Here is a 14,635-nt window from a genome sequence, read left to right as displayed (position 1 = left end):
GAGAAGACGACTCATGAACACACTGAACGAACAAGCTAACGGGGTTTACATTATTTCCGCCACGCCGTTTACCGACAGCGGGGAGCTGGATTTAGCCAGCGCGGACAGCCTGACCGACTTCTATCTCGAAAAGGGGGTTAGCGGCATCACCATCCTCGGCATGATGGGGGAGGCGCATAAGCTCACTGAAGAAGAAGCGCTGAGCTTTATGCAACGGGTCCTGGCACGAGTGAACGGGCAGGTGCCGGTGGTGGTGGGCGTCAGCCACGCCTCTCACCGCCACGTAGAGCGTCTGGCGAAAACGGCCATGGATCAGGGTGCGGCGGGGGTCATGCTGGCTCCGGGCCCGAATCTGGCCACCGATCCGCAGGTCGAACACTATTTTATGAGCGTAGCGCAACTGCTGGGTAAGGACGTACCCATTTGCCTGCAGGACTTCCCGCAATCCACCAAAGTTCACACCTCGGTTCCGGTGATGCTGCGTCTGATTGAGGCGTTGCCGCAAATCGTGATGCTGAAACATGAAGACCTGCCGGGCATGCGCAAACTCAGCCAGCTCCGTCGCGAGAGTGAGGCGCTGGGGCTGCGCCGTATCAGCGTGCTGGTGGGGAACGGCGGGCTGTTTTTGCCGCAGGAGCTGGCACGCGGGGCCGATGGCGCGATGACCGGGTTTGCCTGGCCAGAAATGTTAGTGCAGGTGTGTCAGGCTTATGCCGAAGGACATCCGGCGCGCGGCGAGGATATTTTCGATTGCTACCTGCCGTTGCTGCGTCATGAGTTCCAGTACGGCATTGGGCTGGGGCTGCGCAAAGAGGCGCTGCGTCGGCGCGGGGCGATCAAAAGCGCCGCTGTCCGCCAGCCGGGACCGGTTCTGGATAGCATCGACCTGCAGGAACTGAGCGGACTGATGGCTCGCCTGGAACGTAAACTCGCAGACAAAGGGCTGAACTGATGGATTTTATGATTGGCGGAAAAACGGCGCTGGTGTGTGGAGCGGGCAGCGGTTTAGGGCGTGCCATAGCTCAGGCTCTGGCCGCTGAAGGTGTAAAAGTGGCGGTGACCGGGCGCAATGAACAAAAACTGGCGCAGACGGTGGCGCTGATTACCGAGGCCGGTGGGGAAGCTGAAGCCTGGCCGCTGGATCTGGCCGCGCCGGAAACCTTTGAGGCGATCCTCGATGCCATCCGTCAGCGCTTCGGCGCCATCAGCATTCTGGTGAATAACTCAGGCGGCCCCGCACCGTCTACCGCCTCTGGCGTTGACGCGGCGATTTGGCAGCAGCAGTTCAACGCGATGGTCAGTTCGCTGATTCAGTTAACCGATAAAGTGCTACCTGACATGCGTGCAGAGGGCTGGGGGCGGATTATTACCAGTACCTCTTCCGGCGTGGTCGCACCGATTGCCAGGTTGGGGGTATCGAACACTCTGCGCATGGCGCTGGTGGGGTGGTCGAAAACGCTGGCCGCGGAGGTTGCCGCCGACGGTATTACGGCGAACGTACTGGTGCCGGGCCGTATTGCCACCGAGCGTGTTGGCCAGCTTGACGCCGCGCGCGCCGGGCGTGAAGGCGTGAGCGTTGAGACGGTACGTACTAACAGCCAGCAAACGATCCCGGTCGGGCGTTACGGTCGACCGGATGAGTTCGGCGCGGCGGCGGCGTTCCTGGCCAGCCAGCAGGCGTCGTTCATTACCGGCAGCGTGCTGCGGGTTGATGGCGGCATGATCCCTTCCCTGTAACCTGGAAAACGCCGATGAATGAGGTTATGCACAGTACCACACTGGTGATTCGTGACGTGTTGCTGTTTGATGGCGGCGACGAGCCGCCAGTGCCAGCGGATGTGGCAATCGCCGATGACGTGATTACCGCCATTGGCGCACCGGGCTCGCTGGCCGGGGAGCGTATCGTCGAGGGGCGTGGTCTGGCGCTGGCGCCGGGGTTTATTGACGTCCATACCCATGATGACCGGGCGCTGTTAATGCCGGGGATGATGAATGCGAAGCTCTCCCAGGGCGTGACGACGGTGATTACCGGCAACTGCGGCCTGAGCCTGGCTCCGGCCCAGATGGCGAGCGTTCCCGCACCGCTGGATCTGATCGCCACCCCTGAGTGGCTGCGTTTTCCCCATTTTGCCGACTATCTGGCGGCGTTGAGCGCCAGCGGCATCGCCGTTAACGCCGCCTGTATGGTGGGGCACACCACGTTGCGTGCCAGCGTGATGGGGGATGCGCTGGCGCGGAGTGCCAGTGACGATGAGTGCGCCCGGATGCGGGAATTACTTGAAGCCTCCCTGGCCGCCGGCGCGTTTGGCTTCTCGACCGGGACCTTTTATCCGCCCGCCCGGGAAGCAACGATTGATGAGATTGTCGCCGTGGCCGAGCCGCTGGCGCGTTACGGGGCATTCTACGCCACGCATATGCGAAACGAAGCGGAAGCGGTGCTGGAATCGCTTGAGGAAACCTATGAGATTGGCCGTCGCTTGGGGGTAAGGGTATTAATCTCTCACCATAAACTCGCGGGGGTGAAAAACCATGGGCGTTCGCGGGAGACGCTGCTCAGTATTCAGGCCGCTCGTGCCCGCCAGCCGGTGTCGCTGGATTGCTACCCTTATAACGCATCATCCACGACCCTGAACCCGGCCTTTATTGCCCGTGCGGCAAAAGTGCTGGTGAGCTGGTCGACGCCTTATCCGCAGCAGGCCGGGCGACTGCTGGCCGATATCGCTGCCGAATGGGGTATCAGCGATGAGGCGGCGGCACAGCGGCTGATGCCCGCCGGTGCTATCTATTTCATGATGGATGAGGACGATGTTCAGCGCATTCTGGCATTCCCCCCCACGATGATCGGCTCCGACGGTATGCCGCATGATGAGCACCCGCACCCGCGCTTATGGAGCACCTTCCCCCGCGTGCTGGGCCATTACAGCCGCGAGCTGGGGCTGTTCCCGCTGCACACGGCGGTCAATAAGATGAGCGGTCTGCCCGCTGCGGAACTCGGGATCGCCCGTCGCGGGCGGATTGCCGTCGGCAATTATGCCGACCTGGTGTTGTTTAACCCGCAAACGGTAAAGGATAGCGCCACGTTTGCGCAGCCGCGTACCCGCGCTGCGGGCATTGAGAAAGTATGGGTCAATGGCCAGCTGGCCTGGGCCGACGGTGACATCCGCCATCAGCGCGCGGGGCAGGTGATTCGCCGCTAAAACGCGCCGCTCACCGTGTCGGGGGCGCGTTGATGGCGTGACATCGGTGAGCGGCGAATATCAGCGGCCCGGGAGCACGGCGTCGAGAAAATCGTTCACCGTCTGCATGCATAACGCACGCTCTTCCACGTGGGGCATATGGCTGGATCCTTCGAAAATAGTCCAGCGTACGTCGGGAATGTGGTCCATAAAAGGCTGTACAACTTCCGGCGTGGCCTCGTCGTAACGGCCGGAAATCAGCAGGACCGGAACCCGGATTTGCGCCAGACGGTCGATAATGGTCCACGCTTTCATGCTGCCAATGACGTGGAATTCAGTGGGGCCGTTCATCGCGTGATACACCGTCGGGTCGGCATCCATGGCATCAAAGGTGCGCCGTACTTCCGCCGGCCAGGGATCAAGGCGGCAAACGTGGCGCTGATAAAACACCTGGCTTGCCGCTTTATACGCCGCGCTGTCCAGCGTACCTGCCACTTCATGCTCAAGCAGCGTCTGCTGGACCTCGGCGGGCAGCTGCGCCCGAAGGGTCGCCGCCCCCTGTAGCCACAGCGCCATGGAGGCCGGAGAGTTGGCGATAACCAGCGCCTTTAACCCTGGAGGCTGCGTCACGGCGTGTTCTGCCCCCAGCATTCCTCCCCATGACTGACCAAGCAGGGCGTAATTATCGGCAATCCCCAGATGCTGTAGCAGGTTGGCCAGTTCGTCGAGAAACAGCGCCGGCTGCCAGAAGTCGGCGGGCTGCTGCGGAAGGTGGGTCGAACGCCCGTTGCCTAACTGATCGTAGTGGATCACCGCCCGCCCGCTGAGGGCGATATCGCGAAATGCATCGACATAATCATGCGTACACCCCGGTCCGCCGTGGGCAACCACCAGCGGCGTCAGCCCGCTATGGCGATCGCCGCAAATACGAAACCAGGTTTGATAGTGCCGAAACGGTGCATAGCCTTCGCTAATGGTGTACATGAATGTTCTTTACCCTGCTCAGTGGACCGGCTTTCAGGGTAAAGGGTGGCCACCGCGGCTGAACACTAGCAAAAATGCTAGTTCTTAACTGTCGAGCAGGCGGTAGTGCAGGGCGCGAACCACCGCCTGCACGCGGTTACTGGCACCCAGTTTTTTCGCAGCGGTATTCAGATGCAGGGTCACCGTTGCCACCGAGCGATGCAGCTTGCGGGCAATCTCCTTCGCGGTAAGCCCCTCGGCGGACCACGCCAGGCATTCACGCTCGCGGTTGCTCAACTTCACGTGGCGACAGGTCAGCATGGTGCTGTCGAACAGCGGGAAGGCGGACTCCTGAAACTGGTGGGCCAGCAGCATCAGCTGTGCAAGGGTCGCGGTGATTTCCCGCTCCTGACGCTGGCCGGTGTGGATGCCGGTGAGCGTCACAAACCCGCCGTTAGGCAGATGCAGAGGAACCGTGGCGCCGCAGGGCATATTGTGTTCGCGCATATAGTCGGTAACGGCGGCGGTGTCGGTGTCCAGCCTGCCGCGCAGCATACTGTTATCCGGGCGTTGATAGGACCAGACAAAGGGTGCGCAGCTCGCCAGCGCGCAGTGCTGCACCGGATCCTGCTGGTAATAGCCGCGTTCGCACCACAGCTGGCGCATATCTTCCGGCACGTTGCACATTTTCAACAATGACGGCGTAATCAGCTCTCCTTCCAGCGAGCGCGGAACCGGCGTGTAGTCGTAAATGACCGCGTCGAATCCCAAGGTGCGGGTTTGCTGAAAAAGCCCGCCGAATGCCTCATCCAGGCTGGTCGCCCGGGCGCTGCCGGGGCGTTCAAACTCCAGTCGCATAAAACCCCCTTCAGGTTAAAACCAGACCCGCGACGGGCACGATTTGTGCAAAACCGTCCGGTGCTCGCTCAATGGTATGCAATTCCGGTGCCGTCCCGACGCGGCGTAAAACTAGTATTTTTGCTAACTGTTCAGCTTCCGGCGTTGCCGTTAGCGTTAATGCAACGCCAACAGCCGGCACCATCGACGACGAGGAACACACCATGTGGAGTGAAATAGCGCCCGACCAGTGCCATCACATTGCGGTGGATGGATATAACGTCGTGGCGTATCAATTCGGCGACGGCGACGAGACCATTCTGTGCCTCAATGGCGGGCCGGGGTTGCCCTGCGACTATCTGCGCGAGGCCCACTCCTTTCTGAAACTGCATGGCTACCGGGTGATCGCCTTTGACCAGTTGGGAACCGGAAAATCCGACCGACCGGATGACGCCAGCCTGTGGACCCTGTCGCGTTATGTGCGGGAAGTGGAAACCGTCCGCCAGACGCTGGGGCTGGGCAAGGTCCATCTGCTTGGTCACTCGTGGGGCGGTTGGCTGGCGATTGAAGTGGCGTTGCACCATCCTGGCGCAGTTCGCTCGCTGATTCTGGAAAACACCGTTGCCGATATGCCGCATCTGGTGCAGGAACTGAACCGTCTGCGCGGCGCCCTGGGTTCCGAAACCGTGGCCATGATGCAGCGTTATGAAGCGCTGGGCTGGCTGGATCACCCGGCCTATCAGGCGGCGATTACGCTGCTGAACTATCGCCACGTCTGCCGCCTCGACGTGTGGCCCGAGCCGGTTAAGCGATCGCTTGAGGACTGGAATATGGCGCCGTACGTCACCATGCAGGGGCCGAACGAATTTCTCTATACCGGCAATTTAAAAACGTGGAACCGCAGCGCCGAACTGGCCTCAATCCACGTGCCGTGCCTGATCACCAGCGGCCAGCACGATGAGCTGACGCCCGCCTGCGCCCTGAAAATGAAGCAGGGGCTGGCGAATGCCGAGATCGCGATTTTTGCCAACAGCAGCCATATGCCATTTTACGAAGAGCCACAGGCCTACTACCCAGTATTGCTCAACTTTCTGGCGCGCCAGCGCGACCCGGGAGGCCGCTGATGCACCGTTACCGTTTTCTGTTGTTTCGTCCGCTACAGCTGCTGCCGGTACTGCTGGGCATCAGCCTGATCACCTTCATGATGGTGCGCGCCATCCCCGGCGATCCGGCGCGTATTCTGCTGGGGGTACGCAGTACCCCGGCGGCGCTGGCCCGCGTTCGCGCGCAGTTTGGCCTCGATGAGCCGCTGTGGGTGCAGTACGGCTATTTTCTGCGCAATCTGCTGCAAGGAGAGCTGGGGAAGTCGATTGTCTATCGGGTGGATACTCTCAAGCTGATTGGCTCGCGGCTTGAACCGACGCTGTGGCTGGTGCTGGGCAGCGTCCTGCTGGCGCTGGTACTGACGGTGCCGCTGGCAACCACCGCCGCGCGTCAGCGCGGGCGCCTCGCCGACCGGCTGATTCGCCTTTTTACCACTGCCGGGCTTGGTTTTCCGGCGTTCTGGCTCGGCATCATGCTGATCCTGTTGTTCAGCATCGTGCTCGGCTGGTTTCCGGTCTCCGGCTACGGCAGCGATTTTGTCGACCAGCTGCATCATATGGTGCTGCCGTGTCTGACCGTGGCGCTGGCGCTGTCGGCGGTATTGATTCGTAACCTGCGCGCCAGCCTGCTGATGGAGATGAACAGCGATTATGTCGTCGCGGCCCGGGCGCGCGGACAACGGGAGCGCCGCATCTTCTGGCGTCATGTGCTGCCGAACTCGCTGGTACCGACCATCAACCTGCTGGCGGTGAATATCGGCTGGCTGATCGGCAGTACGGTGGTGATCGAAAGCGTGTTTGCCATTCCCGGCCTCGGGCAGCTGCTGGTGAAGGCAATTTTCAGCCGCGACTACATGGTGGTTCAGGGGGTGGTGATGGTGTTTGCTCTCGCTACCGTGGCGGTCAGCCTGCTGGCGGATATTCTGACCGTGGCGCTCGACCCGAGGATCGCATTATGAAGGCCATCGCGACGTTTTCCCGCCTGCGTCAGCGGGCGATCCCGCGCCAGCAGGCGCTGTGTGCCGGGCTGGTGATTGTCGGGCTGTGGTTGCTGGTAGCCTGTCTGGCGCCGTGGATCGCGCCGTTCGACCCGATCGTTCAGGACCCGGCCTCCAGCCTGCTGCCGCCGGGGGGGATCCATCCGTTCGGCACCGACAACTTTGGCCGCGATGTCTTTTCTCGCGTGCTGTGGGGCGCGCGGGTCGATCTGCAAATCTGCCTGCTGGGGGTACTGTTCCCGTTTATGCTCGGCACCACCCTGGGGGCGCTTTCGGGCTATCTCGGCGGGGTGGTGGATGCGCTGGTGATGCGGGTGATTGATATCGTGCTGGCCTTTCCGTTTCTGGTGCTGATGCTGGCGATCATCGCCATTCTCGGGCCGGGGTTGAGCAGCTTTTATATCGCCATGGCGATGGTGGGCTGGGTCTCCTATGCCCGTCTGGTGCGCGCACAGGTGCTGACCCTGAAACAGCGCGATTTTATTCTGGCGGCCCGCAGCCTGGGATACGGTCATCTGCGGATATTGTTCCGTCACCTGCTGCCAAATGCGTTGACCGGGGCGATCGTCTTTTCGATGTCTGACTGCGTGCTGGTGCTGCTGAACGGCGCGTCGGTGAGCTATCTCGGGCTTGGCGTACAGCCGCCGACCGCCGAGTGGGGCGTCATGGTGGCGGAAGGGCAAAGCTTTATCACGACCGCATGGTGGATAACCACCTTTCCCGGTCTTGCCATCGTGCTGCTGGCGATGGGGTTTAGCCTGCTGGCCGACGGTCTGGGCGATAAGTTAGGAGAGCGCGTATGACGTTGCTGACGGTGAACAATCTGACGGTCACGCGCGGCGCCGATATCGCGCTGGTGGATAACGTTTCATTCACGCTTGCGGCCGGGGAGATGCTTGGGCTGGTGGGCGAGAGCGGCTCGGGGAAAACCGTCACCTGTCGGGCGCTGATGCGCCTGCTGCCGGGGGCCGGATTACGGATCACCGGTGGGGAAGTGCGGCTGGGCGGGCGGGATATTTTGTCCCTTAGTGAGGGGCAGATGTCGGCGGTGCGTGGGCGAGAAATCGGCATGATTTTCCAGAACCCTACCAGCCATCTCAATCCGGTGATGACCATCGGTGAACAGATTGCCGAAAGCCGCCGCCTGCACTTTGGTGCCAGCCGCCGTCAGGCGCGAGAGGATGCGCTGGGGCTGCTGCGTCAGGTAGGGATCCCCGACCCGCAGCACCGGTTTAAGAACTATCCGCATGAGTTTTCCGGCGGTATGCGCCAGCGGGCGATGATTGCCGTTGCTCTCGCGCCGGAGCCGACGCTGCTGATTGCCGATGAACCAACCACCGCGCTGGACGTGACCGTGCAGATGCAGATTCTGCGTCTGCTGAGCGACCTGCGTGGGGAGCTAGGGCTGGCGGTCATCATGATCACCCACGATCTTGGCGTGGTGGCGCAAACCTGTGACCGGATCGCGGTGATGTACGGCGGGCGGCTGTGTGAAGTTGGCGGCAAGCGCGAGGTGCTGGCCGCGCCGCTGCACCCCTATACCCGCGGGCTGATTGATTGCCAGCCGGTTAGCGAAGGTGGGCAGGGGAGACTGACGACTATCGAAGGTCAGCCGCCGGTTGCCGACCATTTTCCACCTGGCTGTCGTTTTCACCCGCGCTGTCGCCGTGCCGATGGGGCCTGTCAGCAGCAGCCGGTGTTGCGTTACGGGCAGGAGAGCCGCAGTCACGGTGCCGCCTGCCATCACATTTTGCCGACGCTTGCCCGGCGGGAGGGATAAATGGTTCACGCTCACTGGCCGTTGCTTGAGGCCGATAATCTTTCCGTCACCTTTCCGGTTTCCGGCGGGCTGTGGCAGCCGAAACGGCAGGTACATGCGGTCAATCAGGTTTCGCTGCAGATCCGCCCCGGCGAGACCCTGGGTCTGGTGGGCGAGTCCGGCAGCGGCAAAAGCACGCTGGGGCGGGCGCTGTTGCAGCTGGAGCGAGTTGCCGGCGGAGAGGTGCGGTTCGAGGGGCAGCGTATCACCCATGGCTTAACCAGCGATATTGCCCGGCTGCGCCAGCAAAGCGCGATGATTTTTCAGGACCCCTTTGCCTCGCTGAACCCGCGCCAGACCGTGGGGGAGAGTATCGCCGAGGTGCTGCGGGTGCATAAGAAGGTACCGCGCGGACAGGTCGCCCAGCGGGTCGAGGCGCTGCTCGTTCAGGTGGGCCTGCGTCCTGAGCAAGCCAGCGCGAAACCGGCCCAGCTTAGCGGCGGCCAGTGTCAGCGTGCCGGCATTGCCAGAGCGCTGGCAATGGAGCCACGGCTGATCGTCGCGGATGAGTGCGTGGCGGCGCTGGATGTCTCTATTCAGGGGCAGATCGTCAACTTACTGATGGATCTGCGTGAAACCATGGGGCTGGCGATTCTGTTTATCGCCCACGATCTGGCGATTGTGCGCCGGCTGTGCGATCGCGTCGCGGTGATGTATCTCGGGCGGATCGTCGAAGAGGGGCCGGCGGAAGCGGTCTTCACCCGGCCACTGCACCCTTACACCGCCGCGCTGGTCTCGGCGATCCCGGAAATCGACCCGGATAAACCGTTACCGAAGAGCGGTCTGGGGGGTGAACCGCCCAGCCCGGTCGCGGTTCCACAAGGCTGTGCATTTCATCCGCGCTGCCCTTATGTGCAGGTGCAGTGTCGCACCGGCGCACCACCACCAACCCGGCAGATTGCCGACCGCGCTTATGCCTGCATCCTCAACCATGCGGGCCATGAGACCGTTTTTCCTTTGACAGGGGGATCTTTTGATGAAGCACAGGCATGTTAAGTTACTGGCGGCCAGCGTTTTTCTGGCGTTAAGCGTGGTCAGCGAAATGGCGCAGGCGGCGGGGGTATTGACCATTGGCCGCCGCGAAGACAGCACCACCTTTGACCCGATAAAATCGGCGCAAAACGCCGATAACTGGGTCTTTTCTAACGTTTTCGACCCGCTGGTGCGGGTGGATAAAAGCGGGACAAAGCTGGAGCCTGGCGTAGCCGAGAGCTGGACTATTTCCGCGGATGGTAAGGTCTACACCTTTAAAATTCGCGATACCCAGTTTTCCGACGGAACGCCGCTGACCGCCAGCGATGCGGCGTTTAGCCTGCTGCGTATCCGTGATGACGAGGGATCGCTGTGGCGCGACTCTTACAGCATCATCGCTAAAGCCGAGGCTACCGACCCACGCACCCTGGTGGTGACGTTGAAATCGCCTTCCGCGCCGTTCTTATCGCAGTTGGCGCTACCAAACGCCTCGGTGATTTCAGAGAAGGCGATGAAGGCAGAAGGCGAGGAGGCTTTTGCCGAGAAACCGGTCGGCTCCGGCGCGTTTAGCGTAAAAGAGTGGCAGCGCGGTGAAAAAATCGTGCTGGTGAAGAACCCTCACTTCTGGCAGGCGAAAAACGTCAGCCTCGATGGCGTAGAGTGGTTAACCATTCCGGACGATAATACCCGGATGCTGAAAGTGCAGGCCGGGGAGCTTGATGCCGCCCTGACCGTGCCTTTCTCGCGTATCGCGTCGCTACAGAAGGATGCGAATCTGAAAGTGGAGCTGGATCCCTCCACCCGTGAAGATCATCTGCTGATTAACCACTCCCATGGTGCGCTGGGCAAAGTGGAAGTGCGCCAGGCGCTGGACTTTGCGATTGATAAAGACGCCATCGTCAAGACTGTGACCTTTGGCTATGGTCAGGTGGCGAATTCGTACATTCCTGCCGGGGCGCTGTATCACTATGCCGACAATCTTCGTCGCCCCTACGATCCGCAAAAGGCCAAAGCGATGTTGAAAGCGGCGGGCGCCGCCGACCTGAAGCTGAACTATGTGGTCAACGCCGGGGATGAGGTGGATGAACAAATCGCCATTCTGCTGCAGCAGCAGCTGGCGAAAGCCGGGGTGACGGTCAACCTACAAAAAGTCGACCCGAGCCAGAGTTGGGATATGCTGGTGGCCGGGGATTACGATATTTCGGTGATGTACTGGACCAACGATATTCTCGACCCCGACCAGAAAACCACCTTTGTGCTAGGGCACGACAGCAATATGAACTATATGACCCGCTACCATAACGAGCAGGTCAAAGCGCTGGTGGCCGCCGCACGCGTCGAAATGGACAGTAAAAAACGCGAGCAGATGTATATCGATCTGCAAAAAATGGCCAAAGCCGACGTCAACTGGGTTGACCTGTATTACAGCCCGTACCGTAACGTCAGCCGCAAGAATATCGACGGTTTTTACCAGAATCCGCTGGGGCGCTTCTTCCTCGAGGATACCGTGAAACACTAATGCCTCTTTGCGTCGGCTGACCCCGGTCACCGGCGCTTTTTTTCCTCTTCTGGCTCCCGTGGCGGATTGATATGCGTCAACCTTTCCGTCAACTAAAGAGATAAATAACTAAAAAGAGTTGTAACCCTTGCATCTTTTATTCAATTTATGTGTCGAATGTTTAATGTGTAATTATAAATAAAATACATACACGTTAAAAATCAATACATTAAATAAATCAGGGGTTCATTTTTGTGGCAAGTGCAAACAAACTCACGCTGTTCATCGTCATTTTCATGCTGTTGGGGATCCTCTCCGGCGCGGTGATTCATGAATACGCTTCCCCAGGGACGGTTGTCGCCTGGTCGGAAAATATCACGCTGTTTACCGACATGTTCTTACGACTGATTAAAATGGTGATTGCGCCGTTGGTCTTTAGCACCTTGACGGTGGGCATCATGCGGTTGGGTGAAACCGCGACTATCGGGCGGGTCGGCGGTAAGGCGATGGTGTGGTTTATCACCTCGTCGATCCTCTCTATCCTGGTGGGCCTGGTGATCGTGACCCTGCAGCATCCGGGGGCGGGGTTAAATCTGGCTATCCCGAAAGAAGCTGTGGATACCGGCCTGGCGGTGAGCGGGATGAGCCTGAAAGGCTTCCTGTCGCATACCATTCCGACCAGTATTACCGATGCGATGGCGAACAACGAAATTCTGCAAATTGTGGTGTTCTCGATGTTCTTCGGGATTGCCGGGGCGTCGCTGGGCGAGAAGTTCAATGCGCCGCTGGTGGCTGCGCTGAACGTGGTATCGCACATTATGCTGAAGGTCACGGGCTATGTGATGTACGTGGCTCCGCTGGCCATTTTTGCCGCCATCTCCTCGGTCATTGCCTCTCAGGGGATGGGGATTTTGCTCAACTACGCTTCTTTTATCGGCGGTTACTACCTGGCCGTGCTGTTGACCAGCGCCGTACTGCTGGCGGTAGGTTATATGGTGCTGAAGAAAGAGGTCTTTCGTTTGCTTAACATGCTGAAAGACCCGGTGCTGGTCGCTTTCACTACCAGCAGCTCTGAGGCCGCGTATCCGAAGACTCTGGAGCGACTGGTCAGCTTTGGCTGTTCGCGCAATATCGTCTCCTTCGTCCTGCCGATCGGTTACTCCTTTAACCTGGTCGGGTCGATGGTCTACTGCTCCTTTGCCTCGATGTTTATTGCCCAGGCCTATAACATCCACCTCAGCTTTAGCGAAATTACCGTGATGATGCTGACGCTGATGCTGGCCTCCAAAGGCATTGCCGGGGTACCGCGTTCGGCGCTGGTGGTGCTGGCGGCGACGATCCCCAGCTTCAACATTCCGGTCGCCGGGATCCTGCTGCTGATGGGGATTGACCATTTCCTCGACATGGGGCGTTCAGCGATTAACGTGCTGGGCAACGGGATCGCCACGGCGATGCTGTCGAAAAATGAAGGACAGTTACAGGAAGAGGTCCCGGAAGGGGAGCCTCAAGTTCAGGCCTGATACGTGATGCCCCGGTAAAGGGGCATCGTCTATCCCATTAGGTTATTTTATTTGCCATTCTGGCCCTGGGCAGTGCTCACAATCCTCACGTACTGCGTGTACGCTCCGGTTGTTCCGCGCTGTCCGTGTCCAGACTGGCTGCAACAATGTACGCCTACTGTGATAGACCTGAAGGGGGAAATACGGCAGAAAAAGAAGCCCCCAACAGGCACGTAAGGGGCAATGTGACGAAATGGTCGCACCTGTAATACAAGCATTTTTCTAAGGGTACAAAAATACGCGGCAGTATCGTCATACCCAGGTGCCGAATTATATTAGCGGTAAGCGGCAATCGTTGCGCTATTAATTTACCCTGGGCCAACTACTTTCAGAATATCCTCCCTGAGCAACCCGTTATAATCCTAATTTCCCTGCTAATTGTACCGACGGCATTAGCCCCGTTGCTTGAGTAAATGAATAAACTGAAAGAAGTCAGAGTGATTATTTAGTCCGTATTTTTCCATAATCTGGTTTTTATGATAGATAACCACCTTAGGGGTGGTCTGATGCAGGGTCGATATTTTGCCAATATCAAGGCCGTTCATCAGACCATGGGCCACGACAACCTGCGAAGGCGACAGGGTTTTATGCGGGCAGTTGGCGCATATCAGGGCCGGATCGAACGCCTGTATTAATGTCGGGTTTTCAGTTTTTTTCAGTGCTTTTGCAATAATGTCACCCATGTCATCAACGCTGACCGTGCTGAGCGGTACGAAGGTAACGTCTTTTAGACAGTTTACGATGTGGCGCTTTTCAGGCAGGGTTTCATAGCGATGCAGGATGATAACCTCGCTGTTTTTCTTACGGTTTTTAATGCTGATGTTACAGAGATGAATCTCACCCGGCAGAAGTTCGGTGATAATAATATCCTGGTTGGACAACTCACTCGCCGCGTGAGTAAAGCTGACCGTCAGGCCATCGCTGGCCTGGGTGAGGTCGTCGATGATGGCCATCAGCGACGCCCTGAGGAAGGCGTTGCGGCTAACGATCGCGATACTGATATTTCTCATGGCGTGATATTCCTGCGGCATCAACACAACGCCATGCTGCGAGCAACTTTTCGGGCGTATACGGCAATAGCTAGCGGGGAAAGCGTATTTGATAAACTGTCGCCACGGTCTTGTATCAGGACAGCAGCACAACCCGGATTATCGTTTACGATTATTTTTATAGAAAAATGGGATTTTTTGTTTTTTCCGGTCTTTGAGATAGGAAATAAGACTATAAACAGAGATGCCCAGAAGAAATATACACAGCAGTAAAACTAACCACGTTTGCAAAACCATGCTTAAGATCCCTTAACTGATATTGATGGTGTCATATACCCGTCATACTTCAAGTTGCCTGGGTGTTGGCTGCACCCGTGCACCCCAGTCACTTACCTGAGTAAGTTCCTGGGGATTTACGGCCTTGCCGCCTACAAGCAGCTCGAATTATATGGGGTATAAACGTGCCTCGGCGCGGACACGAAAATGGGTATTCCGTATAAAGCTTTTATTATCGCGTCGTACATTTGCGTAACGTCGCCGCGCGGAAAATATCTCTGGGAACGATCAATCAGAGATACCCGGAAAGTGGCTAGACAGGAGGGTGGGCGCTTCACCCTCCTGCAGCATGGCTGTTTTCGGACAATACCTTCACGGCGTCAGGTCAATGTAGGAAAATTCTTAGTTTGCCGTCAGTCTCATTCCTCTCATTTCTCTCAAAAAA

General features: G+C 58.7%; 14 protein-coding genes. 10 read left to right on the top strand and 4 right to left on the bottom strand.

Translation table 11 applies throughout. From position 1 onward, the window contains the following. Window positions 1-13 precede the first annotated feature (13 nt). The 3 genes from ACMYSO_RS06050 to ACMYSO_RS06040 are packed head-to-tail and all read left to right on the top strand — an operon-like array spanning window position 14 to window position 3,197. Window positions 14-952 carry a dihydrodipicolinate synthase family protein gene (locus tag ACMYSO_RS06050; RefSeq protein ID WP_434669760.1) on the top strand — a complete coding sequence of 313 codons (939 nt, stop codon included), beginning with the start codon at window positions 14-16 and terminating at the stop codon, window positions 950-952. Continuing rightward, window positions 952-1,737 (top strand): SDR family oxidoreductase, encoded by a 786-nt coding sequence (locus ACMYSO_RS06045; protein ID WP_434669759.1) that lies wholly within the window; start codon window positions 952-954, stop codon window positions 1,735-1,737. The genes ACMYSO_RS06050 and ACMYSO_RS06045 overlap by 1 nt, the downstream gene beginning before the upstream one ends. Window positions 1,738-1,763: 26 nt before the next feature. Then, entirely contained in the window at window positions 1,764-3,197 is a 1,434-nt protein-coding gene (locus tag ACMYSO_RS06040) for an N-acyl-D-amino-acid deacylase family protein (RefSeq protein WP_434669757.1), read from the top strand. A 60-nt stretch (window positions 3,198-3,257) separates the two neighbouring features. Here the strand turns inward: ACMYSO_RS06040 and ACMYSO_RS06035 are convergent, their stop codons facing one another. Beyond that, window positions 3,258-4,160 carry a proline iminopeptidase-family hydrolase gene (locus tag ACMYSO_RS06035; protein WP_434669755.1) on the bottom strand — a complete coding sequence of 301 codons (903 nt, stop codon included), beginning with the start codon at window positions 4,158-4,160 and terminating at the stop codon, window positions 3,258-3,260. 84 nt (window positions 4,161-4,244) lie between these two features. After that, complete coding sequence (locus ACMYSO_RS06030; protein WP_434583951.1) at window positions 4,245-4,997, bottom strand: helix-turn-helix transcriptional regulator; 753 nt, start codon at window positions 4,995-4,997, stop codon at window positions 4,245-4,247. Between the two features lie 203 nt (window positions 4,998-5,200). Here ACMYSO_RS06030 and ACMYSO_RS06025 point away from each other — a divergent pair, with 203 nt between their 5' ends. From ACMYSO_RS06025 to ACMYSO_RS05995, 7 genes are all read left to right on the top strand, one after another. Continuing rightward, window positions 5,201-6,100, top strand: a complete 900-nt coding sequence (locus ACMYSO_RS06025) for a proline iminopeptidase-family hydrolase (protein WP_434669754.1) — start codon at window positions 5,201-5,203, stop codon at window positions 6,098-6,100. Beyond that, on the top strand, window positions 6,100-7,038 hold the full coding sequence (locus ACMYSO_RS06020) for an ABC transporter permease (RefSeq protein WP_434669753.1): 939 nt from the start codon (window positions 6,100-6,102) through the stop codon (window positions 7,036-7,038). The genes ACMYSO_RS06025 and ACMYSO_RS06020 overlap by 1 nt, the downstream gene beginning before the upstream one ends. Next, entirely contained in the window at window positions 7,035-7,880 is an 846-nt protein-coding gene (locus ACMYSO_RS06015) for an ABC transporter permease (RefSeq protein WP_434583954.1), read from the top strand. Before ACMYSO_RS06020 ends, ACMYSO_RS06015 begins: the two co-directional genes overlap by 4 nt. Beyond that, window positions 7,877-8,857, top strand: coding sequence for an ABC transporter ATP-binding protein (locus tag ACMYSO_RS06010; protein WP_434669752.1), 981 nt, complete (start codon window positions 7,877-7,879; stop codon window positions 8,855-8,857). The genes ACMYSO_RS06015 and ACMYSO_RS06010 overlap by 4 nt, the downstream gene beginning before the upstream one ends. Next, window positions 8,858-9,892, top strand: coding sequence for an ABC transporter ATP-binding protein (locus ACMYSO_RS06005; RefSeq protein WP_434669751.1), 1,035 nt, complete (start codon window positions 8,858-8,860; stop codon window positions 9,890-9,892). It abuts the gene before it with no gap. Next, window positions 9,873-11,387 carry an ABC transporter substrate-binding protein gene (locus ACMYSO_RS06000; RefSeq protein ID WP_174507928.1) on the top strand — a complete coding sequence of 505 codons (1,515 nt, stop codon included), beginning with the start codon at window positions 9,873-9,875 and terminating at the stop codon, window positions 11,385-11,387. The genes ACMYSO_RS06005 and ACMYSO_RS06000 overlap by 20 nt, the downstream gene beginning before the upstream one ends. A gap of 275 nt (window positions 11,388-11,662) precedes the next feature. Continuing rightward, on the top strand, window positions 11,663-12,886 hold the full coding sequence (locus ACMYSO_RS05995; RefSeq protein WP_434670752.1) for a dicarboxylate/amino acid:cation symporter: 1,224 nt from the start codon (window positions 11,663-11,665) through the stop codon (window positions 12,884-12,886). Between the two features lie 431 nt (window positions 12,887-13,317). Here the strand turns inward: ACMYSO_RS05995 and ACMYSO_RS05990 are convergent, their stop codons facing one another. Beyond that, a complete protein-coding gene (locus ACMYSO_RS05990) occupies window positions 13,318-13,935 on the bottom strand; it encodes a helix-turn-helix transcriptional regulator (protein ID WP_434669750.1) in 618 nt (205 codons plus the stop codon). A gap of 138 nt (window positions 13,936-14,073) precedes the next feature. After that, a complete protein-coding gene (locus ACMYSO_RS05985; RefSeq protein ID WP_434669749.1) occupies window positions 14,074-14,211 on the bottom strand; it encodes a small membrane protein in 138 nt (45 codons plus the stop codon). Between the last annotated feature and the right edge of the window lie 424 nt (window positions 14,212-14,635).

Source organism: Klebsiella sp. B345 (assembly GCF_051131735.1).
GTDB lineage: Bacteria > Pseudomonadota > Gammaproteobacteria > Enterobacterales > Enterobacteriaceae > Klebsiella.
The sequence above is the reverse complement of the archived record's forward strand: the minus strand, read 5'-3'. Positions and strand labels throughout refer to the sequence as shown.

What these genes read in the sequence shown, in the direction of transcription:
- ACMYSO_RS06050 (WP_434669760.1), top strand. Translation starts at nt 14, where the DNA reads ATGAACACACTGAACGAACAAGCTAACGGGGTTTACATTATTTCCGCC.
- ACMYSO_RS06045 (WP_434669759.1), top strand. Translation starts at nt 952, where the DNA reads ATGGATTTTATGATTGGCGGAAAAACGGCGCTGGTGTGTGGAGCGGGC.
- ACMYSO_RS06040 (WP_434669757.1), top strand. Translation starts at nt 1,764, where the DNA reads ATGCACAGTACCACACTGGTGATTCGTGACGTGTTGCTGTTTGATGGC.
- ACMYSO_RS06035 (WP_434669755.1), bottom strand. Translation starts at nt 4,160, where the DNA reads ATGTACACCATTAGCGAAGGCTATGCACCGTTTCGGCACTATCAAACC.
- ACMYSO_RS06030 (WP_434583951.1), bottom strand. Translation starts at nt 4,997, where the DNA reads ATGCGACTGGAGTTTGAACGCCCCGGCAGCGCCCGGGCGACCAGCCTG.
- ACMYSO_RS06025 (WP_434669754.1), top strand. Translation starts at nt 5,201, where the DNA reads ATGTGGAGTGAAATAGCGCCCGACCAGTGCCATCACATTGCGGTGGAT.
- ACMYSO_RS06020 (WP_434669753.1), top strand. Translation starts at nt 6,100, where the DNA reads ATGCACCGTTACCGTTTTCTGTTGTTTCGTCCGCTACAGCTGCTGCCG.
- ACMYSO_RS06015 (WP_434583954.1), top strand. Translation starts at nt 7,035, where the DNA reads ATGAAGGCCATCGCGACGTTTTCCCGCCTGCGTCAGCGGGCGATCCCG.
- ACMYSO_RS06010 (WP_434669752.1), top strand. Translation starts at nt 7,877, where the DNA reads ATGACGTTGCTGACGGTGAACAATCTGACGGTCACGCGCGGCGCCGAT.
- ACMYSO_RS06005 (WP_434669751.1), top strand. Translation starts at nt 8,858, where the DNA reads ATGGTTCACGCTCACTGGCCGTTGCTTGAGGCCGATAATCTTTCCGTC.
- ACMYSO_RS06000 (WP_174507928.1), top strand. Translation starts at nt 9,873, where the DNA reads ATGAAGCACAGGCATGTTAAGTTACTGGCGGCCAGCGTTTTTCTGGCG.
- ACMYSO_RS05995 (WP_434670752.1), top strand. Translation starts at nt 11,663, where the DNA reads ATGCTGTTGGGGATCCTCTCCGGCGCGGTGATTCATGAATACGCTTCC.
- ACMYSO_RS05990 (WP_434669750.1), bottom strand. Translation starts at nt 13,935, where the DNA reads ATGAGAAATATCAGTATCGCGATCGTTAGCCGCAACGCCTTCCTCAGG.
- ACMYSO_RS05985 (WP_434669749.1), bottom strand. Translation starts at nt 14,211, where the DNA reads ATGGTTTTGCAAACGTGGTTAGTTTTACTGCTGTGTATATTTCTTCTG.